The organism is Paraglaciecola mesophila, assembly GCF_009906955.1.
GTDB classification, from domain to species: domain Bacteria; phylum Pseudomonadota; class Gammaproteobacteria; order Enterobacterales; family Alteromonadaceae; genus Paraglaciecola; species Paraglaciecola mesophila_A.
Genome location: NZ_CP047656.1, coordinates 3,336,712 through 3,354,134, shown reverse-complemented (window position 1 = coordinate 3,354,134; position 17,423 = coordinate 3,336,712). Strand labels below are relative to the sequence as shown.

General features: G+C 44.0%; 14 protein-coding genes. 4 read left to right on the top strand and 10 right to left on the bottom strand.

Annotated features, from left to right (window positions below):
- Positions 1 to 181 precede the first annotated feature (181 nt).
- From FX988_RS14410 to FX988_RS14395, 4 genes are all read right to left on the bottom strand, one after another.
- Positions 182 to 1,159 (bottom strand): endonuclease/exonuclease/phosphatase family protein, encoded by a 978-nt coding sequence (locus tag FX988_RS14410; RefSeq protein WP_160180842.1) that lies wholly within the window; start codon positions 1,157 to 1,159, stop codon positions 182 to 184.
- A gap of 68 nt (positions 1,160 to 1,227) precedes the next feature.
- The gene (locus FX988_RS14405) at positions 1,228 to 2,355 is read right to left on the bottom strand and encodes a DUF748 domain-containing protein (protein ID WP_160180841.1); all 1,128 of its coding nucleotides are present in this window, start codon (positions 2,353 to 2,355) and stop codon (positions 1,228 to 1,230) included.
- 164 nt (positions 2,356 to 2,519) lie between these two features.
- The gene (locus FX988_RS14400) at positions 2,520 to 2,678 is read right to left on the bottom strand and encodes a YqaE/Pmp3 family membrane protein (RefSeq protein WP_008305367.1); all 159 of its coding nucleotides are present in this window, start codon (positions 2,676 to 2,678) and stop codon (positions 2,520 to 2,522) included.
- 137 nt (positions 2,679 to 2,815) lie between these two features.
- The gene (locus FX988_RS14395) at positions 2,816 to 3,772 is read right to left on the bottom strand and encodes a YihY/virulence factor BrkB family protein (RefSeq protein WP_160180840.1); all 957 of its coding nucleotides are present in this window, start codon (positions 3,770 to 3,772) and stop codon (positions 2,816 to 2,818) included.
- Between the two features lie 135 nt (positions 3,773 to 3,907).
- Between FX988_RS14395 and FX988_RS14390 the strand changes: the two genes are divergently transcribed.
- Positions 3,908 to 5,068, top strand: coding sequence for a mechanosensitive ion channel family protein (locus FX988_RS14390; RefSeq protein WP_160180839.1), 1,161 nt, complete (start codon positions 3,908 to 3,910; stop codon positions 5,066 to 5,068).
- 24 nt (positions 5,069 to 5,092) lie between these two features.
- Here the strand turns inward: FX988_RS14390 and FX988_RS14385 are convergent, their stop codons facing one another.
- The 5 genes from FX988_RS14385 to putP form a co-directional block, all read right to left on the bottom strand.
- Positions 5,093 to 6,280 (bottom strand): MFS transporter, encoded by a 1,188-nt coding sequence (locus FX988_RS14385; RefSeq protein ID WP_160180838.1) that lies wholly within the window; start codon positions 6,278 to 6,280, stop codon positions 5,093 to 5,095.
- Between the two features lie 108 nt (positions 6,281 to 6,388).
- Positions 6,389 to 7,804, bottom strand: a complete 1,416-nt coding sequence (nhaA, locus tag FX988_RS14380) for a Na+/H+ antiporter NhaA (protein WP_160180837.1) — start codon at positions 7,802 to 7,804, stop codon at positions 6,389 to 6,391.
- Positions 7,805 to 8,015: 211 nt separating this feature from the next.
- Complete coding sequence (locus FX988_RS14375) at positions 8,016 to 9,257, bottom strand: glutamate-5-semialdehyde dehydrogenase (RefSeq protein WP_160180836.1); 1,242 nt, start codon at positions 9,255 to 9,257, stop codon at positions 8,016 to 8,018.
- A 2-nt stretch (positions 9,258 to 9,259) separates the two neighbouring features.
- Positions 9,260 to 10,366 carry a glutamate 5-kinase gene (gene proB, locus FX988_RS14370; protein WP_160180835.1) on the bottom strand — a complete coding sequence of 369 codons (1,107 nt, stop codon included), beginning with the start codon at positions 10,364 to 10,366 and terminating at the stop codon, positions 9,260 to 9,262.
- Positions 10,367 to 10,377: 11 nt separating this feature from the next.
- Complete coding sequence (gene putP / locus FX988_RS14365) at positions 10,378 to 11,871, bottom strand: sodium/proline symporter PutP (protein WP_160180834.1); 1,494 nt, start codon at positions 11,869 to 11,871, stop codon at positions 10,378 to 10,380.
- Positions 11,872 to 12,363: 492 nt separating this feature from the next.
- On the opposite strand from putP, the gene FX988_RS14360 reads away from it, so the two are divergent.
- Complete coding sequence (locus tag FX988_RS14360) at positions 12,364 to 12,894, top strand: MarR family winged helix-turn-helix transcriptional regulator (RefSeq protein WP_160180833.1); 531 nt, start codon at positions 12,364 to 12,366, stop codon at positions 12,892 to 12,894.
- A 109-nt stretch (positions 12,895 to 13,003) separates the two neighbouring features.
- On the opposite strand, the gene FX988_RS14355 is transcribed toward FX988_RS14360, so the two are convergent.
- Positions 13,004 to 13,576 carry a YSC84-related protein gene (locus FX988_RS14355; protein ID WP_160180832.1) on the bottom strand — a complete coding sequence of 191 codons (573 nt, stop codon included), beginning with the start codon at positions 13,574 to 13,576 and terminating at the stop codon, positions 13,004 to 13,006.
- Between the two features lie 412 nt (positions 13,577 to 13,988).
- Between FX988_RS14355 and FX988_RS14350 the strand changes: the two genes are divergently transcribed.
- Together FX988_RS14350 and FX988_RS14345 are read left to right on the top strand one after the other, a co-directional pair.
- A complete protein-coding gene (locus FX988_RS14350; RefSeq protein ID WP_160180831.1) occupies positions 13,989 to 14,948 on the top strand; it encodes a VacJ family lipoprotein in 960 nt (319 codons plus the stop codon).
- 7 nt (positions 14,949 to 14,955) lie between these two features.
- Positions 14,956 to 17,379 (top strand): efflux RND transporter permease subunit, encoded by a 2,424-nt coding sequence (locus tag FX988_RS14345; RefSeq protein WP_160180830.1) that lies wholly within the window; start codon positions 14,956 to 14,958, stop codon positions 17,377 to 17,379.
- Positions 17,380 to 17,423: the final 44 nt, after the last annotated feature.

Below are 17,423 nucleotides of genomic sequence, written 5' to 3'. Positions count from 1 at the left end.
ACTGCAAACCATTGAATTTAAAGAGTTATATTTGATTAGAACAAATGCCGTAAGATCAAGATGTAACGAAAAGTTGAAATAATTACAATTAGAAAAGGAACAAGTTTCCCAAGTTTTACGCCGCGAAGCACAGACAACATTGCAATTTGAGCCCTATTGCTATGTTTGCGCCAACCCTGCGCTATTTAAGACAAAGCTCGGTTAATAGTGGAAAGTGATCGGAGCCAATTTCAGGTAAACGTGACAAGCTAACCAAGGCAAAATCATCACTATGAAACACATGATCAAGCGGCCACCGAGCGAACACATGTTGCGCATGAAAGGTATTAAACGCTCCGCGCCCAATGCGTGGGTCACATAACCCGCTTATCCGTAAAAATGCTTGCGTGGTAGGAGACCATGCCACGTCATTTAGATCCCCACTAACAAGAACCGGCAGTGTACTTTCGCTGTCGTTTTGAGCTATCTCTTTGGCCAACCCAAGAAGTTCAATATCGCGCTCTGTGGCTTCCTCATTTTCCGTTGGACTTGGAGGCGCAGGGTGTACAAAGTGACATCTAATCTGTTCACCACTTTCCAACGTTGCTATGCAATGCACAGAAGGCACGCCCTTTTCTACGCGTTCTGCAGTGGTAATCTCACTCAAGGGCAAGCGACTGAAAATATGCATGCCGTAAAGATTCTCTAACGGTATGTTAACCCGGTACGGGTAAGTCCCGTGTAGCGGCCCTAATGCGTCTTGCCACCACTGGTTACTTTCTAGTGTAACCAATATATGCGGTTGCTCTTGTTTCACTAGCTTGATTAGTTTGGGAGCGTCACGGTTAGTCATCAGTACATTGGCGTTAATAATTTTAATACTACGTTTAGGATCAGGCTGTTCCATCACCTCTACACTTGGCTTAACCATAGTTGTATAGGGTAATATCCAGTAAATTTGATAACCTAGCGCGAGCAAATTAACCAGTATCAGCCCTGCCATATAAGACAGATTCGCATGATAAAATCCTCCTATCGCCACTAGGTTGACGGCTATCAACACGGCGATTTGCAAGCGTGGAAACTCCCACACTCTAACAACCCAGTGATCGCTCGGCAGAAGCGGAACAAAGGTCAGTAGTAATAAGAAACAGGTTACTATGATAAAGGTGGTAAACATCTTCGCCCTCGCTTGTAGTCAGAGGTGACAGTGGTACTCATCAAATATTAACCCAAGGGGTTTAGTGTTTATTTATGCTGTACAGCAAACAGTTGCTGGCGATTACTGTGCTCTGTTGATAGAGGCAATGAGACGGTTTCATCAATTTTAATATCAAGAGATTTAATGAACGCATTTCTAATAATCGCCCCTATTGCAGGCCATAATGGTGTTTCAATATCATCAATATTGCCCTCTAAGGGTATACGCGTAGCGACGAGGTCTTTGTTACCACCTTCGAATAACTCAGCTATGCCACCGGTCATAGCCTCAAATAACCATTGAAATGGATTATCCCCGTCTTGCACCACGTCTTCTTGCCAATCAAATACAGACAAGCCGTAGACCCCAGCTTTCACATAACCACTAACGACTCCTTGCTTTGAAGCAAACTCCATAGCGAAATCAAGTTGTCCGGCTTCTACATCAAATGGTGAATAGAAACTAATTAAGTGGTCTATGTGCATCATGGGTAGACGCTGCATTTCAACATCCAAGTTAAACGTCGGTTTTTGTGCATAAGGATCATAAGAACCAGAAAGTGATAATGGGCAAACACCCTCTATTTCAGCAGTCATCCGCATGTTAGTGACCAGTGACCCAGAGCGCGCTTTGCTGTTGGTCAGATTGGTAACTTGCCCATGTATGTCTTGAATTTCGCTGTGGGTTTTAAGTTCGTTACTGATCGTTTCGAATGTCAACTTTCCATCGATAATATCTATCCGGTCGATGGAAAATGGCACAAGCTTGTTAGCTAAGGTAATCCAAGTCTGTTCATCTTGTACGTCTTCATTCACTTTCTCTTCTTCACCTGCGGTATCAGCATAATAAAACTGCGGCTTTAAAAAGGTCATTTCGGACACTATGCTCCCCCGCAATAAAGCCGACCATAAAACCGATATGTCTAATTGCTGAATTTTAATCAACGGTTTTTGCAAGCCCCCATCGACAAGGTTTAATTCAATGTCTTGGACTTGATACGCACCACGATACAAAGCGATATCAACATCACCTACGTGACCACTCAAACCGGGTGTGCTGGCAATCGCATAATTCACACCTTTCTCCACCGCGTATGGCGCCAACAAACGCAACACAACAATAACCGCTACCAAGCATATGGCAGTGATCACGGTTTTACGTGTACCAGACCCCATCGTTAGCTCCTGAGAAAATGAGCAATTACCCGCTAATGAGGCGGGTAATTGCTGATGACCGTTATGGCGATTGAACAACAATGCATTGAGGTAAAACTTGCATCACATTGAGCGCCTTTCTACCACTTCAGCAAGAGTGCTCAGCACTGCGAGTGCAAAATGTTCTATCGTTTAGCGATGATCCAAACCGCGTGAATAATGCCTGGAATATATCCCAATAAGGTTAACAGGATATTTAGCCAGAAGGCTCCAGCTAGCCCTACCTGCAGGAAAACACCCAAAGGAGGAAGTAAAATTGCGATCAATATTCTTAGTAAATCCATAATAACACTCCTGTTTTATCTATATGGTTTGTAAATCCCAATTTGCCAAATAACGAAAAATTTCGCTATGTAAAAGCAATTGTCTTAACTCATTACGCAAATACTGTTCCGGCTTGTCAAACCACCTCAAATTTAGTTTATTTACTCTCCAAATCTTCTGGTCTTGTATCTGCCACAACAGCCCCTCGGTTACCTGCTTTTTTTGCGTGTCCATGGGTGCTGTCTTCTTGTGTTTGGTGCTCCATAGCGGCATTAAACTCGGCGCCTAGCAAGATGATAAAAGCCGTTAAGTAAAACCACATTAATAGAACCACCACACTACCAAGTGAGCCGTACGTTTTATCGTACTGCCCAAATTGACCTAGGTAATAGGAAAACCCTACAGAGAACATGACCCAAGTTACACTCGCCAGTATCGAGCCTGGCGTTACCCAACGCCATTTGGCCGATGAACGATGCGGGCCATAGCGGTAGAAGGAAGCTAAAGCTAAATTGAAAACAATCGCCAGAAATGGCCAGGTGATGAGCTTTACTAGGAAACTGCTGTGCTCCATGAGGCCAATATAATTAAGTAGAATGGGTAACAAGGCAATGGCTAACAACGCTCCGGCCAGTACGAAAACTGCACTGAAGGTCAAAACAACGCGCATGACAATCATCATAATCAAACCACGTTTTTCACGCTGATCGTAAGTAATATTACTCGCCGTCACCATAGCTTGAGCCCCTTTACTGGCACTCCATACAGCAAATAGCGTACTGAATACGACGCTTGCACTTAACTCGGCTTGAGATTTGTTAATGATATTGCTTATTTGCTGTTGGATGATCTCTCTGCCCTGAGCCGGTACCACGCCAATCAAGCTATTTAAATGTTGTTGTAATTCATCTGGCGATACCACTAAGCCATACACAGAAATAAATGCTGCCAGCATAGGAAAAATAGCCAGTAAAAAATAAAAACCGACCCCTGCGGCAATCAATGACAGGTTGTCATCGAGCATTTTTTTCACGGTACGGCGTAAAATATCCCACCATCCAATCAATGGGATGTCTTGGGGAGAAGTAGCGCTTTGCCCTCTGTTTGCTGTCACGGGGAAGTCCTTATTCGTTTGTTGTTACATGAGAGCTTACGTGGCACCTATCTTGCGTTTGCTCGATTACTTGCTTAACGCAATACCCTGTCAACCGTCATATTGTTGTTGCCAATTAACTGAGGTGCTAAATAAATGCAAACTCATACTCGTGCTAGTCAAATATCGGCTTCTTTGTTGTTCGCTATTATCTGGTATGCCATTTTTATGCCTATCGCTTCTGCTCAAGACCAAGCCGCCTCATCCCATAACGCAATATCAACCCAAACATTAGATATGTGGGCCGATGTCATTAACCTGTGGCAGCAATTCGTGTTAGCCCTGCCAATGTTGTTGCTAGGACTGGTGTTTCTCGTGCTCTGTTATCTATTAGCCAAGCCCGTTTCGAGTTTGCTCGTTAGGCCAATCGGCTACCTAAGTCAAAGCCAATTAATCAAACTCGTGACACGGCGCACCATAAGTTTGTTGATTATCTTGCTCGGGTTATATGTGTTTCTGCGCTTCGCCGGTTTAAGCGAGTTTGCCATTGCTATTGTCAGTGGAACTGGGGTGATGGGCTTAATATTGGGTTTTGCGTTTCGTGATATTGCAGAGAATTTTATTTCCAGCTTGCTACTAAGCGTTCAGAAACCTTTCAAAATAGATGATGTTATTGAGGTACAGGGCCAACTTGGCATCGTGAAGCAGGTGACAGCAAGAGCGACCACATTAGTTGACTTCGACGGTAACCATATCCAAATTCCAAACGCCACGATTTATAAAAACATCATACGCAACCTGACTGCCAACCCTAAGATGCGCGGCAAGTTTATTATTGGCATCGGTTATGACTCGAGTATTTTAGAAGCCCAGCAACTAGCCACTAAGGTATTAGCAGCTCAGTCCACAATTTTACAAGACCCAGAACCCCAGGTGCTAGTCGATACGCTCGGTTCGTCCACGGTAAATTTACAAGTTTACTTTTGGATTGATGCCCAGCAATACAGTTTACTCAAGGTGTCGTCAATGTTGATGCGCCTAATCATGCGCGAGTTCGAGAAAAACAACATCAGCATGCCAGATGATGCACGTGAAATTATCTTTCCTCAGGGCGTACCGGTTCATCAAATGGCTGAACCTGATGAGCACAAAGCCGCGCAGCTAAACGAAAACGCCGAGAATAAACCGCTATCGCCAGCAATTGAACACGATATGCAAGCCAGTGAACACGTTGATGATTTGAGTAGTGACACCCACGATATTCGTCAACAAGCCAAGCAAGCACGCGATCCTGAGCAAGGGCAAAATATTTTGTAAATAATAAATGAAGTGGCGAAGGGGTTACTTCTCTTTTTTAAGCCAATAGCTTTGCCCTAAGCCGAGTAATAAAAACAGACTCATCAGAGCGATAATGTGCTGATCGATTATAGGGTAAATAACAGCATACACAGCACCGAATATCAGCAGCACATAGCCAACTATGGTATTTGCGGTGGCGACATATTCGGTGCGCGTATCGCCGCTGGCGATGTCGAGAAGGTAGGTTTTACGAGCGGTACGAATACCTGAGTAACCCACTGAAAGTAAAAAGAATAACCCCACATTTAACCACAATGAGCCAGCATCAAAAACGCAATAAAACGCGCCGCTGGCAACCACACAGATGACACTGGCAATACGAATGGTCAGCACCGCACTCTTATCAGACCAGGAACCCCACACATAAGACGATAAAAAGGCCGCGAGGGCACTTGCGGCAATAAAATAGGGTAAGTGAAAGCTACCATCTTGCTCTGTAGTGATACTGACAAAAAAGGGGGCAATGAGGGCGCTGTGCAATAACAGGCAACGGCTAATAATTAGGTGCATCAATGCCTTATCACTTCGTAATGTACGCAAGAACGACTGACTTGTGTGTTTATCATCAGGTGTTACGCGGGCTCTTAAGGCAAGTGATAGGGGCAGGGTTACCATAAAAAGTACGCTCGCACTGGCTATAATAATCAGTAACCACGCCTGTTCGAATTGCGACTTGCCGAGAATAAGTGCACCTGCGCTAATTAGAGACAGTAAACCGGACAACCCACTGGCGATACCGACGAGTTTACCCCGGCGGCCTTTTTCAATTAATACCCCTTCCATGTCTTTCATGGTGAGTGAGCAAATGGCACGGCCTAAGCTAAGTATCAATAATAAAATAAGTATGGATAGGCCCGCCCCAAAGGAGCCCAACAACGCGACAGCTGGCACCATAGCTAGGATAGCTAATGCTTGCACTAACACTCCTAGACGCCAGACGCGTTCGCGGCGAACAAAATGCTGAATGCGTCGCTTTAACGGTAACTGGGGGATAAGCGACCCAGACTCTCGAATAGGCACCAACAGTGAAATCATCCAACTGGGAGCCCCAATACTCGTCATTATCCAAGGCAAGGTGGTTTTCGCTGATATTAGAATATCAGCCAATTTCGTCATGGTGGATATAACCACTAAGCGCATAAAAACGCTAAATTGCCACTTTCTACTCACAGTTAGTCTCGTTTAACCACAGGTTAGTAAACATCAGTAAAACCTATACAGATCAATTTTGCCAATCCCCATTGAGAGGTGCACCTCACTTTTGAAAGCGGAATGATATTACTCAGGCTCCGTTTGAGGTAACCCCGCTTTATTGTGAAGCTGCTCTTTTGGCTCTTCCTCTTCTTTTTTGACAATCAAAAACAGGACCGTACCAATAATAGCCGCGATTACCGAGCCAGCTAATATGCCCAATTTCGACTGAGCCAATAGTTGCGGATAATCAGCAAACCCCAAAGAGGCAATAAACAGCGACATAGTAAAGCCCACTCCGGCTAAGCTTGCTAACGCGATTATGTGATGAAAATTTAAGCCCTTGGGTAAGCGCGCAAAATTACACTTCACGGCAAGCCATGCGAATAAACTAATGCCGATGACCTTACCTAACACCAAGCCACTGCCAACCGCTACAAACACCACTGACTCAAAGATTTTGTCCAGTTCGTTCGGTAAAGCAACACCCGCGTTAATAAAGGCAAAAATAGGTAAAATTATCAAGCTGACGGGGCGATTCAATACATGCCCCCAACGTTGAATAGGCGTGGTCGTCATGGCAGCAATATCTTGGGCTTGTTCGACTAATTCATGCTGCTCTTGCTGCTCCAAAATTGACTTATCCTCACGGTCGTTTTTCTCGAAACGATTCAATACACTGCGCATATTGCGTGAAAACCAAGAGCTTTGTGCGTAGGGTTTAGTTGGTACAGCTAGTGCGGCTAATATCCCTGCCGCAGTAGCGTGAACACCTGATTGCAACACAAACCACCACAGGAGGATCCCTCCTAGCATGTAAAAGATAGGGCGACGAAAGCCCAAGAGATTCATCAGTATTAAACCAAGCAGAGTTAAGCCTGCGTAACCTAGCGAAACCAAGTGAATATTTTCAGTGTAAAACAAGCCAATCACTGCCACAGCGCCCATGTCATCGACTATCGCTAATGCTGACAAGGTAACCGCAGCTGAACGCGGTGCCTTGCTGCCCAGCAACGCCAAAATACCCAGTGCAAAAGCGGTATCTGTGGCCATAGGAATACCCCAACCTCGCATGGCCACATCGGTGCCAGTCATGGCAATAGCAGCATAAATACACGCAGGAAGGAGCATCCCCCCTACCGCCATAGCGATGACCAAACTTGAGTCACGAAAATCTTTTAGGTCACCCACTAAACATTCGTATTTAATTTCCAATCCAAGTAGGAAAAAGAACAACACCATCAGGCCGTCGTTTACCCAAGTATGTAACGAATAACTAATCGCGAAATCACCAAGTGAAATACTAAATGCCATGTGACTAATATCTTGATAGATTTCATGCCACTGAGAGTTGGCAATGAACATAGCGGCCATAGCCGCAAGCAGCAGGGTTATACTCGCGGTAGCTTGGCTCTTAAAAAATTGCTCGAATGAGAATATGAAATGATTGAACTTTCGCTCGAGCGGGGCAAGCTCGCGATCTCGGTCTTTAAGTTGATTCATCAATAAATGCTCTTAAGCTGACAACGGACGTAGGCTGAACAAGAAGCGATAAGGAAAATAACAAACGGGGCGAATGCTGCGCACTCGCCCCGTTTAGTTTAAAAATCTCTGATTTGCTAAGCATGCTCACCGGTTGTAATGACTATAGATAGCCTCGATGATGCAGGAAGCTAGCCAACCCCGGCCGGGTTAGCTATGGAATTAGAAGGAGCTATGCCCGCACTTGTCCCGTACCACTGACTAGGTACTTTTCAGCGGTTAGAGATTCAAGACCCATGGGGCCGTAGGCATGTAATTTAGTCGTCGCGATACCAATTTCAGCACCTAAACCTAATTCACTACCATCTGAAAAACGCGATGACGCATTGACCATGACCACAGACGCATCGACTGTGCGCTGAAAACGCTTGGCGGTTAACTCATTCTTAGTACAGATAACTTCTGTGTGATGGCTACCAAAGCGCGATATATGTTCAAAGGCAGCGTCAAGGTCATCAACAATACCCACTGCAATTTCAAGATCTAAGTATTCTTCACCGAACGCATCGTCTGCAATGACCTTTGGATTTTCAAAATACCCAGCAGCCTTGGCACTGGCATTGATCTTAACTTGTTTGCTTTGTAATGCTGCGGCTGCAAGGGGTAAGAATGAGTCCGCAATATCTTTATGTACAATCAAACCTTCTAGCGCATTACACACGCCAGTACGATGGGTCTTACCGTTCACCAACAAATCTATAGCAGTCTGTAAATCTGCGTCTTTGTCTATGTAAAGATGACACACACCTTTGAAGTGCTGAATAACAGGTATTTTACTGTTATCAGTGACGTGACGAATTAATCCCTCACCACCGCGTGGGATAATCACGTCGATATACTCGTCTTGTTGCATCAGCTCCATCATCAATTCTCGATCCGGATCAGGTACTACTGTGATCAATTCAACGGGTAGATTATGCTTTTGTAAGACGTCTTGTAACACAGCGGCAATCGCTTTACTGCTTCCTAAGGCTTCTTTACCACCACGTAAAATAACGCCGTTACCAGATTTGAAACACAGGGCACCTGCATCTGCGGTTACATTCGGACGCGCTTCATAAATCATACACACCACACCTAATGGGATGCGCATTTTACTGATCTTCAATCCATTGGGGCGCTCACCCACAACACGCTCAAGTCCTGCGGGATCCGGCAAAGACACTATGGTTTCAATACCGGCGGCCATGCTCTCAACACGTTCTTCATTTAATGTTAGCCGGTCGATCATGGCTGCGCCTAAACCGTCTTTTTCGGCTTGAGCAAGGTCCATCTTGTTGGCTGCATAAATGACTTCTGCGTTGGTTCGCAGTGCATCTGCCATGTCTTGTAAAACTTGGTTTTTGGTTTTTTCATCTAATACTGCGAGTACTTTTGCAGCTTTTGCTGCGTTTTGCGCTAATTCTTTAATCATGCTTATTGTTTCTCCAATACAGCGATATTTTTCTTCGAGATGATAGGACCTGTTCTATTTTGGAATTCATCAGCGAATTCCCGATCATCTTGGTCCGCAATGAAACTCAGCAGACAACTGCTGTAGTTTGAACGCGCTTTCGCTATACGCGTTCCATCATCTTTTCTCAATAAAATGGTATCACCCACTGAGAAATTACCGTTTACTTCGACAATTTCATCACTAGTGAGTTGTTCACCTTCAACCGCAAACGTGGTATCAAAATCGTTATCCACTACCACCTCACCTTGCTCTGATGCAGTGTGGGTCATCCAATGCACATCTTCCTGCATGGGTTTCGCGTACGGTCTAAAGTGAGTGCCTGGGTTTTCCCCCTCAAGCAAGGTATTAAAGGTCGTCGCTTTAAAACCATTAACAATGAACGTATCGATACCATGAGAGGTGGCTTTTTCAGCCGCTTCAATTTTAGTTTTCATGCCCCCAGTGCCTACCGCACTCGTTGCACCGCCACCCATAGCAAAAATACGACTATCAATGGTTGTCACTTCGGGAAGCAAAACCGCATCATCATGGGTATTCGGGTTTTTGTCGTATAAACCGTCAACGTCAGAGCAGATAATCAAGGCGTCTGCGTCAGCAGATGCGGCTACCATAGCCGATAGATTATCATTATCACCCACTTTTAAATCATCTGTGGTGACTGTGTCATTTTCATTGATAATCGGTAACACACCGTTATTCAACAATGAAAATGTCGTTTCGCGAATACTTACGTAACGCTCACGGTCTCGTAAATCACCGTGAGTAAGTAAAATCTGCGCCGTAGGGAAATCAAAAAGTCTGTCCCACGTGGCCATCATTTCAGTTTGACCCGCAGCGGCCATTGCCTTTTTCAAGGCGATATCGACCTTGTCGGTTTCTGGGAATAAATGCGAGCCTGCTGCAACAGAGCCTGAGGAGACAAGAACAACCTGAACACCGTTGGCTCTTAAGCGCACAATAAACTGCGCTATGCTAAGTAAGTAATGACTGCTGCACCCTTTGCGATTAGGTGCGATTAGCGCGCTGCCTACTTTAATTACAACGCGTTTCCATTGTGAAAGATCCATTGAATGTTTCCTTAATTTGAATGTTGTTTAGCTAAAACCTGATTGGTTTCATCGAACATGGCGGCTGTGGCTTGACTTGGTTCTTCACCAAATTTACTGACAAGCCAGATAACACCCGCACTAACAATAAAGCCTGGAACAATTTCATACATCACACTAGAGAGTGCTTGCCCGTCGGGTAGCAGCGGTGCATAAATCCAAACCAAAACGGTTACGGCACCCGAAATAATCCCTGCTACTGCAGCTTTGTGAGTTAAATTTGCTTTGTATAAGCAAAACAACACTAACGGTCCAAATGCGGCGCCAAATCCGGCCCACGCATTACTAACCAATGATAAAATACTATTGTTACTATCCAGTGATAATAACAACGCGACGATTGCTACACCTGCAACCCCGTACCGCCCCATTTTTACAGTTTGCTCGTCACTCACGTCATTACCGGCTTTCAAGCGGTAAATATCTTCCGTAAGCGAACTAGCTGACACCAACAATTGTGACGAAATGGTGCTCATAATGGCGGCCAAAATAGCGGCTAATAAGAAACCACTGATTATCGGATTAAAGAGCAGCTCAGAAAATATAATGAAGATGGTTTCTGGATCATCAACCACTAAGTTAAATTTATTAGCATAAGCCACACCGACCAAACCAGTTGATAGAGCGCCTACTATCGTCACTGTCATCCAGCTCATGCCTATGTTTCGCGCGGTTTTAACCGCAGGTACTGAACGGATCGCCATAAAACGAACAATGATATGTGGTTGTCCGAAGTAGCCTAATCCCCATGCCAAACTGGATAACAGCCCTAACCAGGTGATATCGCTCATCGTTTGTGAGAATGACGGAATAGACTGATAAGCAAAACCAAGCATTTCACTACCATCTGTGAATTGCTGGTATGCCACGATAGGCACTAATGCCAACGCAATAAACATGATGCAGCCTTGGACAAAATCTGTCAGAGAGACGGCCAAAAAGCCCCCCAACAAGGTATAAGACACCACCACACCTAAGGTAATGAAAAGACCAAGCTGATAGTCTAAACCGAAAGCGGATTCAAATAGCTTGCCGCCTGCGACTAGTCCAGCTGATGTATATAAGGTGAAAAACATCACTATAATTCCGGCTGAAATAATGCGAATGCTGCTGGCTTTATTATTAAAGCGCTTGGCAAAAAATTCAGGAATGGTTAAAGCATCGTTCGCCACTTCTGTGTACACCCGAAGTTTGGGCGCCACCAAAATATAATTAGCTAACGCGCCGATAAGCAAACCGATAGCTATAAACATGCTATCAAAGCCACCAACGAACATAGCGCCAGGTAACCCCATAAGCATCCAACCGCTCATATCAGAAGCACCAGCAGAAAGCGCGGTAACCTGAGGGCTGACTTGGCGACCGCCAAGGATGTATCCAGACATATCGCTCGTAGACCGGCGATAAGCGAACACACCTATCCCCAGCATAGCGATAAAATATACTGCTAAAGAAATATAACTCATATTGTATTAATTAATGGCTAGCTGAGGTTTGGCTTTTGGTGCGAGCGCGAGACTGGTTGTGAGTAGCGAGGACGAGTAAAGAAATGCAGGTCAAGAGCCAAAAACTCGTTTTATGAAAAAGAGTACTCAAAAGTAAAGTGGCAGGTTTAGTAAGCGTATTGCCAATCGCTTTAAGCGTTTTCATTTTATCTCCGTAAATGAATGATAAGTTGTGCACTGATAATTACAGGTCAATTAATTAGTACACGAAGTATTATGCTCAATTACTGTCCAAAGATCAAATCTAAATCTGGATCTAAAGGGAGTAAAAGCTAAGCCGAGCCCTAAAAAACAGCATAAATAGAGTGAGTTACATCGCCGCTAGCACAGATGACTTCGACGCTTGAGCGTTATTTGCCATTTACACTTTTTCATGCGAGAAAAAGTGCTTTATGTTGCATTCAAGCTAAAATTTGCTAGGGTTCGCGATTAACGTCAGAGCAGGTAGCAGCAATGAAAAAATACGATGAGTTATTAGTGTCACTAAGACGCGTAATACGGGCCATAGACCTTTATTCAAAAAAACTCAGTAAAGAGTCTGGTTTGACTAGTCCTCAGTTAATCGTTATGCAAGAAATTTACAATAACGATGACGTTATGGTGAAAGACATCGCCACTCATATCAATTTAAGCTCGGCCACAGTAACCAGCATTCTTGATCGCTTAGAGGCACGTGGATACGTGGTCAGAGAGCGCTCACAAATAGATAAACGTAAAGTGGGCGTTCGTTTGACAGAATCTGGCACTAATGCGTTTAATAATGCCCCCACCTTGCTGCAAGAACATTTCATTAATCGTTTTGAGTCGTTAGACGAATGGGAACAAACCCAACTGGTTTCTACCATGCAACGCATCGCAAAAATGATGGACGCCGAAGCGCTAGATGCCGCGCCTTTATTGCAAGTCGGCCAAATTCACACCTTAAATGCAGCCGGTGAAACCACCGCAAAGCCTTCAAGTAGCGCAGATATAGCAAAACAATAACTGAGACTCACTGAATCAGCACCCGTTATTAGCTAGACTGGTTAGAACCGCCAGGCCTGGATATTAGCCAAACGCCGATATAGCAAGTGTGGACAATAGCCAAACGAGCTTAATTAAGCTCGTCGTCTTTCCAGTATTTTGTCCCTTTTACTGTTGCTTGCAGCGCCAAGCCACTTTCAGTGAGCTGATAAATAGTGATGTTGTCTACGGTCACCTCGCCACCTTTGGCTACGCCTTTGTCACCTGCTTTTGCGGCAGCATCAGCTTGCGCGCCAAACGCCCAACCTTTTTCGACAAAACGCGACATTACTGCTTCGTTGTGAAACACGAATACAACCCGAAAGTCTTTAATTCCTGCCCCAAGCCCTAGGCCTACTTCCGCCATTTTCATATAGGTTTGCTGGCCTGTTTGATTGTCGGTTACAACACCATACCCACCGCCAAAACTAGCCAGAATAAGATTAACATTGGCATTATCAAACACGGCATAGCCGGGGGCGCTGTTGATTTGCGAGCGTACGCTGGGTTTCAAAGTAAATAATTCTGTTAACACTTTGTCGTTCATCGTTTGCACTGCCTGACGCTTTTGAGTGACAGTCGCCTCGGTAGTAGTAGAACATCCCCCTAACGATAGAAGAGAAAGGGTGGCAAAAAGACCAAATAACACTGATTTGTACTGCATGAGTCATCCTTAGGAAGCTATTTCAAATTTCGGACAACACATAGCAAGTACCAAACCACAAACAGCAAGCATCTGATAAATATGAGGAAAATCTCGTTTATTCTGGCTATATAACAATAGGTTGCCTTTGCTAGAGAAGAAACTCAGCAAAATCGGTAACTTTGTCGCTACGACTAGGTATATTTTTCCTAGGTAAACCCTGATCGATTAACGAAATTAAAATTTAACTATATAAAACAATTAGTTATGAATGGAACAGATTTTGTATATTTGCACATACCCTATTGCGTAAAGACAAAATAATTCAAAAACATTAACTGTCTTTACGATAATTTTGCGTGAAACTCTTGTTATTACTTGACGCTCTCGCCGCTAAAAACGCTTTCGCAGTTATATAAAGAGGAATAACAGTTTGCTAACTCATCACCTTTTGAAAAAGTTCATTTCAGGGAGTTTACTCAGTACAACATTATTCCTGAGCGCATGTAGTTCACACTCCCCGGAGCAAGTACCCGAACAGGCCGAGATTTCTAATAAAGCTGGCAGTGAATTGGTCGTCAATAGTTCTCACGGCACACAATCCATCGAACCAACCGTGGTCAGTTATCCGGCACCGGACAATGCACAGGGCGTCAGTTACAGTGAGAATATCGCTTTCGATGACCCTTTAGAATTCATCAATCGGCCTATTTTTGCCTTTAACGACAAATTGTTTGAGTACGTATTAATTCCTGCTGCAAAAGGTTACACAAATGTGGTTCCCGATCCTGTACGAACCAGTGTTGGCCATTTCTTTGGCAATATTCGCGAACCCCTTAACGCCCTGAATCAGTTGTTCCAGGGGGAAGTAAGTGACAGTGGAAAAAGCATTGGTCGCTTTCTTATCAATTCGACCGTGGGGCTTCTAGGCTTTTTTGACCCGGCTACAGCTTGGTTTGAAATTGATGAAAAGGTGTCCACAATTAACGACACCTTAGTCAAATATGATGTAGGTTATGGCAGTTATCTCGTGCTCCCTGTACTGGGACAGTCGGACCTACGCAATGGTTTTTCGACCATCACAGAATCCGTATTTCATCCCATTCAATATGCTGCCGAAAGTCCTGAGACTTTATATATTCAATCATATGGTGGCTTCCACGCATTTGCGCCCGAAGCCCCGACCTACGAAGAACTGCGTAAAGAAACAGATGATCCTTATATCTTTTTCCGAAACTTGTACATGCAAAGTATGTTGCGTGATCAGCAATACCCAGCAGAAAACCAACAGCAACAGAATGTTGAGCCAAGCACGAATGATGATGATGATAATAATTCAATCAGCACACCATCAGAGTTAGCAGACGATGCGCCCGCATCGTCACAGGAGTAAGCACTGAATGAGCAAATTTTTAGCTGACGTTATCATTCGACATGCAAAACTAATATTATTAGCTTTTGCCATTTTAGGTGGTTTAGCTGCTTGGTCTGCACAGCAATTTAAAATTGATGCATCGGCAGATACCTTACTTATTAAGAACAATAAATTATTTGTTGAAACTCAGGTAGTGAACGAACGGTTCTCCCCGCAAGAATTTATTTTGGTTGCCTACAAGCCGAAAAACCACGCCCTTTTCAGTCAACGAACTTTCAATGATATTCAGCAGATTTCAAGCGAGTTAAAAACGCTTCCTAGAGTAGGCGAAGTGACCAATATACTGAATGTTCCTCTGTTGACGCTAACTGATAAGTTAGACCCAAACCTTGAGCCAGACCAACTGACATGGCAGGAAAATCGTTATTCTGCTGAGAAAATGCGCGAGGTTTTCACAGACCATCCTTTGTTCACCGATTTATTAGTCAATCAAGATCAAACCGCCACTGCGATGCAGATCGTCTTTAAACCGAACTCACAATTACTTGAAATTCAAAGCCAAATTATCGCGATTCAAAAAAAGATCCTTGATAACGAAAATGGCGAACTGAGTGAGCAAGACGAACAGAAAATAGAAACCTTAAAAGCAAAAGCCCAGCCCATAGAAGAGAAGCTTAAGCAAACTCGTCAGCAGGAAATTGAAAAGATTTACCAAATCATCAAGCCGTATAAAGATGATTCAGATTTATATTTAGGCGGCGCATATGTGCTCGGTCAACAGATGATCGACATTATTCAAAGTGATTTAAAAATTTTTGGTAGTGCAATTGGTTTAGCGATTTGTGTAATTTTGTTCTTATTGTTCAGGAAAATTCGCTGGGTGATCCTGCCTCTTTTATGCTGTGGCTTGAGCGTAATATTAACCGTAGGTTTGTTTGGCCTATTGGATTTGAGAGCGACGGTTATTTCATCAAACTTTATCGCGCTTCAACTCATACTGACCTTAGCCGTGGTGGTGCACCTCATTGTGGAGTTCAGGCAAAGAGAAGAAGCCGACAGTGAAGCAAGCCAACAAGCTTTATTACACCAAACCTTCGTCAATAAGTTCAAACCCTGCCTGTATGCTGGGATCACCACCAGTGTCGGCTTTGCCTCTCTCCTATTTAGTGGTATTCAACCAGTAGTGAGTTTCGGTTGGATGATGATAGTCGCTATGGGTGTCTCTATCTGTGTCAGTTTGTTGTTATTCCCCGCGGTGCTCGCCTCATTCAAGCGCAAAGGCGATAGCCACGAGAGCCGCTTTAGCCAGTATATCGTGTCAGGTATAAGTGGGTTTACTCTAAAGTATCCTACCCTAATTGTACTGACGACATTGGTTGTTGGTGGCGGCGCTATATTTGGCATATTGAAACTAGATGTAGAAAACAGTTTTCTGAACTACTTCAAAGAGTCTACTCAGGTACGCACTGAATTAGAGTTTATTGATCAGGAATTTGGAGGCTCTACGCCGTTAGATCTCATTTATACTATCCCTGAGGATGAGCGCCGGGATGATCTCGTTATGAGCGCTAAGACCATTCAAACCTTGCAAAAAATTCAACATGTTATGCGCCAGTATGACGCAACCGGCAATATTACCTCTGTGGTCAATTTCACCGAGTTAGCCAAAAAAATAAACCAAGGAAAACCGCTCACAGAATACGAATTGACCGTTATTTATACCTTACTAGATGAGTCTTTGACGGAGCAATTGCTTGGTGCGTATTTTAACCCAGAGAATAACCAATTGCGCATTAGCACCCGTATTCAAGACAGTACAGAAAACTTTGATCGCGCAGAATTTTTAGACACCTTTCGTAGCGATTTAGACATGCTTGATATTGCGCCTGACAGTTACAGTCTGACTAACTTATTTGTTCTTTATCAAGATATTCTACAACGCTTATTCGCCTCACAGATAATGACACTTGGCTTAGTTTTTTGTGCTTTGTTTATTGTTTTGCTGGTGATATTCCGCTCCATAAAAGTCGCCTTAATCGCCGTATTGCCGAACATACTGACCACGCTGGTGATCCTCGGCGTGATGGGTTGGTTAAGCATCCCTCTGGACTTAATGACCATCACCATTTCTGCTATTGCGATGGGTATCGCCGTCGATGACACCATACACTTCGTTCATCGCTACTTAGAAGAATTAAACCAGCGCAATGTAGACAATCAGGCTGCCATCGATAAAACCTTCAAATCTGTAGGATATGCACTGATTTACACGACAACAATTATCGCCATTGGTTTTTCTTTGTTGAGCTTTTCCGACTTCGTACCCAGCATCCTATTTGGTTTACTCACTAGCTTAGCAATGCTACTCGCGTTCATAACCGACACGACTTTACTGCCCGTGTTGTTGAAAAAGTTTGTGAAACCCAAAAATACGTCCACAGCATCATAAGAAGAGTATGCATATGAAACGACTTTACCCTGTAAATACGCTCA